The organism is Roseovarius conchicola (assembly GCF_041403425.1).
In the GTDB taxonomy this organism is placed as follows: domain Bacteria; phylum Pseudomonadota; class Alphaproteobacteria; order Rhodobacterales; family Rhodobacteraceae; genus Roseovarius; species Roseovarius conchicola.
This window is the reverse complement of the sequence record NZ_JBGEHK010000014.1, coordinates 60,745-66,972: the sequence shown is the minus strand read 5'-3', so window position 1 is coordinate 66,972 and position 6,228 is coordinate 60,745. Positions and strand designations below refer to the sequence as shown.

Sequence of the window (6,228 nt, the reverse complement as noted above, 5' to 3'; positions counted from 1 at the left end):
ATTCATAACAAACAACCAGGTGTGAAGGGCGAGATCCAGTTCATCAGTCAACTGTTCGGAGCCGCATGATACGCAGGGCAAACTCAGTAGTTTTGACTCAAGTAAATTAACGCAACAGTCCCGGATCAGTATTGGAACGGTCAAGAACCATCGAAAGCGAATATACAGAAAGCTCGATATCACCACCGAACGAGAATTGTTTCTGGCCGTGTTATCCTGGTTGTCAGAGGCCGAAACCTAAAGCGCTTCACCTTATACCTGAGGCATCACTTGAAGCGACCTGCCTCACCTCATGACCGGATCGATTTCCGATGTGTGGCGGGCCACAAACGCCTCCAGCTCATTGCGGGTATCAGGATCCAATGCGGGCGCTTCGAAGTCTGTCAGCGAGGTGCGGGCCATGTCCTCCGAGCCAGCAGCGCTCCATTGTTCAAAGCTTGGGAAAACCCATCGTTTGAAGTCTGGTCCAATACGGCCTTTTTCAGATTCAATGGCCCTTTGCTATGTCCTGGTGTCGCAGTTTCAGCACTGGATGCTAGACGGCGCTTATCCGTTCCGCAACGAATTTGGTTTCGAAGAAGACGTTCAACCCTTCCTGCCCGCCAACCCGGCCATAGCCGCTGTCCTTGACGCCGCCGAACGGCGTTTCGGCGCTTGAGATCAACAAGGTGTTGATCCCGACACAGCCGAAAGCCAAGCCCCGCTTGAAGAGGTCGATCTGCACACGGTCGTTGGAAAAGACGTAAGAGGCCAGACCCACCGGCACGTCATTGGCGCGCGCCAGCATGTCGGCGTCATCCGTGAAACGGCTGATGGGTGCCACCGGGCCAAAGATTTCTTCGACAAAGGCGGGCGCCGTCTCAGGCACATTGGCCAGAACCGTGGGCGCCCAGTAGCACGGGCCCTGGTCCAACGCGGTGCCGCCCGTCACGAGCTCTGCACCGGCGTCGAGAGTTTGCTCGACCAGGTCGGAAATCGCGCCGACGCGGCGGGCATTCACCAGCGGTCCCATGGTGATGCCGTCCTCCAGCCCGTTGCCGATATTGATATCCCCGACATGGCGCAGGAATTCGGCTACGAAGCGGTCATGCACGCTGTCATGCACGTAAATCCGGTTGGGCGAGACGCAGACCTGTCCGGCGTTGCGGAACTTGCGCATTGCCACCAGCCGGGCGGCGGCGTCGATATCGGCGGTTTTGCCCACGATCACGGGTGCATTGCCGCCAAGCTCCATGGTCGAATGCTTGAGCCGTGCGATGGTTTTCTGTGCCAGCTCGATCCCCACGGGCGTTGAGCCGGTGAACGAGACCTTGCGCACGGCGGGGTGCGCGATCAGGAAATCCGACACATGCCCCGAGCGCCCGGCGACCAGGTTGACAACACCGTCCGGCAGGCCCGCATCCGCAAAGGCGCGGATGATTTCCTGTGGGGCGCCCGGCGTGTCCTGCGGTGCCTTGAGGATGACCGGGCAGCCGGCGGCGAGGGCCGCGGACATGTGGCCGCCAATCTCACTGACCGGAAAGTTCCAGGGGCCGATCACGAAGGCCGGGCCGACAGGTTCGTGGCGCACGCTCCAGTCGGTCACGCCATCGGCGGAGGGAATGGTGCGGCCATAGACGCGGCGGCCTTCCTCACCGAACCAGCGCAGGAAATCGACAACGGCGCCCACTTCGCCAAAGGCTTCGTCAAAGGGTTTGCCCTGCTCGGAGGTCAGCAGGCGCGCGATATCGGCCTGACGCTCGGTGAGGATATCGGCGGTCTTGTCGAGGAAGCGTTGCCGCTCCAGCGCGGGCAGGGCTTTCCATGTGGCAAAGGCCCGACCGGCGGCGCTGGCCGCGTTTTCGAGGTCTTCGTCGGTTGCCCGCGGCAGCTGTCCGATCTCGGCCCTCGTGGCGGGGTTTGTCACCGGGACACTCTCTCGCCCGTCCACGCCAAACCAGCTTCCGTTGATGTATTGTTGGTAGGTGTAGCTCATGTCCGTTTTCCTTGGCTTATTGCCGCGTTAGGCAAGTCTTTGCGGAAGGTCTTGCAAGGTGTTGCAGCCCGTTTGTTGCAATGCTTCGGCCAATTCGGCCGTCAGCACGTTCAATGCATGGTCAGGTCCCGTCCGACCCATTGCCGCGAGGGCGTAGCAGAACGCCCGGCCCAACAGCACGAAATCGGCACCGCAGGCGATCATGCGCGCGATATCAAGCCCGCTGCGCACGCCGCTATCTGCGATCAGGCAGGGTGCGGGCCCCAGGTCGGACCGCAAGCGGCGCAAAGTGGTCGGGATGTCGGGGGCGGCATCGAGCTGCCGGCCGCCGTGGTTCGAGACAACCAGCGCATCCGCCCCGAGGTCAAGGCTTTGCCGTGCGTCCTCGACCGATTGAACGCCCTTGACCACCAGCGTTCCGGGCCAGGCGGCGCGCAGTTGTGCCAGGCGTCTGGCGGTCACTTTCGGCCCTTGGGTCTGTGCCAGTTTCCGGGCAGTGTTCCCAAGCGTCGGTGTCCCTTCGACATAGCGGTCGAACATCGCAAAGCGCGGCACGCCATGGCGCAGCACAGCCGCCAGCCAGGCGGGTTTCGTCAGGGCCTGGCGAAGGTGCCGTGGGGTCAGGTGAATGGGAAAGATCATGTCATTGCGAATGTCGCGCAGGCGGCGGATCGGCCCCGGAATGTCGATGGTGACAATCAGGGTATCGCAGCCAGTATCCTGCGCACGGGCCAGCAAATCACTTTGCAGGATCTCATCATTCCGCAGATAAAGCTGAAACCACATTTCAACGCCCAGTGGAGCGATGTCTTCCAGGGCCTCATTGGCCGAATTGCTGACGCCGAGTGGCAGATCATGCGCCGCTGCCGCACGGGCGAACGCAGAAAGAGCACCCGGCCAGATCAACCCGCTCAGCCCCATTGGCGCGATCCCGAAAGGGGCAGGGTAGGCCTGTCCCATCACCGTGCATTTCAGGCTGGCGGATCCGTCCGGTGCGTCCAGATATCGGGGTGTCAGGTCAACATGATCGAGGGCCTCGCGGTTTCGCGCCACACAGCGCTCATCACCAATGCCGCTTTGCAAATAGTCCCAGGCAAATTTCGGAACACGGCGCGCGGCTCTGGCCTCCATATCTGCTATGGACGGGAATCGATTGTCTTCTTTAGGATCTGAGGTCACGCTGGTGTCTTCTTTGTCCGTCTGACGTTTGTCCTTGTGGCCGCCAGTGCGACCCTTGGCAGAGGGGGCTGGGATCTGTCGACGGGGGAGAAAACTCCTGCCAAGCGGATTTTCTGCCGTTTCGTCATTGTTGCGTATTCCAATTGGCTTTTATCTGGCTTAGAGGGCGTGTTTATGCAAATGTATAGAAGCAGTGAACGGAGAACGCCATGCCAAAACTCAGCGCATCAATGGAGCGGATATCGGAATCACCGATTTCGACGATGTTCGTGCGGGCCGCAAAGCTGCGCGGCGAGGGGCGTGATATTATCGATCTGACATTTGGCGAGCCTGACTTTCAGACACCCAAACATGCTGCCGAAGCGGGCATTCAGGCGATCCGGGAGGGCAAGACAAAATATACCGCCAATTCCGGTGTGCCCGAGTTGAAAGAGGCGATCCGCAGCAAGTTCCTGCGGGATTACGGGATCGACTATGCGATGTCCGAGGTGCTGTCGGGTCCGGGCGCGAAGGGGCTTTTGTTCACGCTGATGCAGACGATCCTGGATGCGGGAGACGATGTGATCGTGCCGACCCCGGCCTACCCGATTTTCGAGGGTATCCCGCAACTGCTTGGGTGCAACGTGATCAAGGTGGCGGGGCGCGAGGAGACGGGTCTCAAGCTTACCCCCGAGGCGCTCGATGCGGCGATCACGCCCAAATCGCGGTTGCTGATCCTGAATTCGCCCAGCAATCCCAGCGGGGCCTTCTATGACGAAGACGAGTTGCAGGCGCTGGCCGAGGTGCTGCGAAAATACCCCGAGCTGTGGATCATCAGCGATGATGTCTATGAGGACATCATGTTCGACGGCCACCGGTTTGTGAACATCGCCATGGCGGCGCCGGACCTGCGGGACCGGGTGGTTGTGCTGAACGGTGTGTCCAAGGGCTATGCCATGACCGGCTGGCGGGTGGGGTATATTGCGGGGCCCGAAACGCTGGTGGCGGCAGTGGAGGCGGTGATTTCGCAAACCGCGTCATCGGCGCCGACCATGTCGCAATATGCCTCGATCGCCGCGCTGAACGGGCCGCAGGACTACCTGAAAGACCGGGCGGCCGCGTTTCAGAAGCGCCGGGATCTGAGCCTGGAGCGGATCAATGCGATCAAGGGCCTGTCGCTGTCCAAACCCGGCGGCGGCATCTTTGCCTTTGTGTCCGCGGCCGACCTGATCGGGTGCCGCCTGCCGGACGGGGGCACACTCAGTGGCTCGGGCGATCTGTCGCTGTACCTGTTGGAAGAGGCAGGTGTGGCCACGGTGCCCGGCGCGGCGTTTTCCTGTGACACGCATATTCGGCTGTCTTTGGGCACGTCCGAAGAGATACTGACCGACGCCTTCGACCGGATCGAAGCGGCGGTGTCGAAAATCACCTAAACGAGGACAGATCGAATGTCGGATAACACTCTTACCTGCGGCATGGCGCTTGTGCGTCTTCTGGAAACTTATGGCGTCGACACCGTCTTTGGTGTGCCGGGGGTGCATACGCTGGAGCTTTATCGTGGTCTTGTCGGCAGTCCGGTGCGGCATGTGCTGACCCGCAACGAACAGGGCGCATCCTTCATGGCCGATGGCTATGCCCGCGCGACCGGCAAGCCGGGGGTCTGTTTCGTGATCACCGGGCCCGGGGTGACCAATGCCTCCACCGGGATCGCCGAGGCCTATGCCGACAGCGTGCCGCTTTTGTGCATCTCATCGGTGGGGCCGGTGGAAACCCTTGGCAAGGGATGGGGCGAATTGCACGAGATGGATGATCAGCGCGCGTCGACCGCGCCCTTCACCGCCTTTTCCGCGACGGCCCTGACGGCCGAAGAAGTGCCCGGCCTGATCCACCGCGCGTTTGCTGTGTTTTCCTCGGGCCGCCCGCGCCCCGTACATATTGAAGTACCGCTGGACGTTCTGGGCCATGCCGTAGACGCGCAATGGCAACCCGTTGGCCTGCCGGAACGGGCTGCCCCCGCCGAGGCTGCTGTTTCCGAGGCCGCAAAATTGCTCAACGATGCCGCCAAGCCCCTGATCTTTGCCGGTGGCGGTGCGATCCCGGCCTCTGGCGCGCTGAGCGCACTGGCTGAGAAACTGGCAGCACCGGTGTTGATGACAACCGCCGGCAACGGGGTTGTTGCGGAAAGCCACGCCTTGTCGCTGGGGCCACGCATGACCTCGGATGCGGTGCGCCGCTATGCGATGGAGGCGGATGTGGTGCTTGCCATCGGCACGGAATGGGCCACGTTCGAGGGGTCATTGAAAGGCGCGCTTGATGTGGCCGGAACGGTGATCCGGGTCGATATTGACGCCCGGAAGCTGGTTGACCGGGTGCCTGCAAAGGTCGCCATCTGTGCCGATTCAGGCAAGACCGCGCAGGCCCTGCTAAACACCGTCAAGGATGCCGGAGATCCGGCCCGAAAGGCGGCTGCGGATCTAGTCAAGATCATTCGCGCGGACTCGGACGCGGCCCTGCCCGCGTTGAACCAGAAACACATGCGGATCGGCAAGCTGACGCAGGAGATCCTGCCCGATGATGCGGTTCTGGTCACGGATATGACCCAGATTGCCTATTCCTTCCGCGCCAATCTGGGCTGGGAAAAACCGCGCCAGTTCCTGCACCCCAAGGGATTCGGGACGCTGGGCTATGGCCTTCCGGCGGCGGTGGGCGCGCAGGTGGGCCGCCCGGATGTTCCGGTGGTCATTTTCGCCGGTGACGGCGGGCTGATGTACACGGTCGAGGAAATGCTGACCGCCGCCGATGAAAAGGCGAATATCGTTCTGGTGGTGTGGCACAACAATTCTCTGGCCGATATTCGCGACTTCTTTGTGATGACCGACATTGATCCCATCGCTGTGTCCCCGCTGGCACCCGATTTCGTCGCCATGGCCAAGTCGATGCACTGGGACGGCGTCCGGGCCACAACGCCCGAAGAGTACCGTGCCGCCTTGAGCGCCGCACTTGCAGGGGACAAGCCCACATTGATCGAGATTCACGAGAGTGATGAGTATTAACTGTTGCGAGGTTATTATTCATTTGTATAATCGCCAGACCAT

At 61.3% G+C, this 6,228-nt stretch carries 5 protein-coding genes; 2 read left to right on the top strand and 3 right to left on the bottom strand.

Annotation, left to right across the window (positions count from 1 at the left end; translation table 11 throughout):
- Window positions 1-285 precede the first annotated feature (285 nt).
- The 3 genes from V6N02_RS21765 to V6N02_RS21755 all read right to left on the bottom strand — a co-directional run bounded on the left by V6N02_RS21765 (window position 286) and on the right by V6N02_RS21755 (window position 3,154).
- Window positions 286-471 carry a trimethylamine methyltransferase family protein gene (locus V6N02_RS21765; RefSeq protein ID WP_371229628.1) on the bottom strand — a complete coding sequence of 62 codons (186 nt, stop codon included), beginning with the start codon at window positions 469-471 and terminating at the stop codon, window positions 286-288.
- 64 nt (window positions 472-535) lie between these two features.
- Complete coding sequence (locus V6N02_RS21760) at window positions 536-1,975, bottom strand: NAD-dependent succinate-semialdehyde dehydrogenase (protein WP_371229625.1); 1,440 nt, start codon at window positions 1,973-1,975, stop codon at window positions 536-538.
- A 27-nt stretch (window positions 1,976-2,002) separates the two neighbouring features.
- Window positions 2,003-3,154 carry an alpha-hydroxy acid oxidase gene (locus tag V6N02_RS21755; RefSeq protein ID WP_371229622.1) on the bottom strand — a complete coding sequence of 384 codons (1,152 nt, stop codon included), beginning with the start codon at window positions 3,152-3,154 and terminating at the stop codon, window positions 2,003-2,005.
- A 209-nt stretch (window positions 3,155-3,363) separates the two neighbouring features.
- On the opposite strand from V6N02_RS21755, the gene V6N02_RS21750 reads away from it, so the two are divergent.
- Window positions 3,364-4,566 (top strand): pyridoxal phosphate-dependent aminotransferase, encoded by a 1,203-nt coding sequence (locus V6N02_RS21750; protein ID WP_371229619.1) that lies wholly within the window; start codon window positions 3,364-3,366, stop codon window positions 4,564-4,566.
- A gap of 15 nt (window positions 4,567-4,581) precedes the next feature.
- Window positions 4,582-6,186 (top strand): 5-guanidino-2-oxopentanoate decarboxylase, encoded by a 1,605-nt coding sequence (locus tag V6N02_RS21745; RefSeq protein WP_371229616.1) that lies wholly within the window; start codon window positions 4,582-4,584, stop codon window positions 6,184-6,186.
- Window positions 6,187-6,228 lie beyond the last annotated feature (42 nt).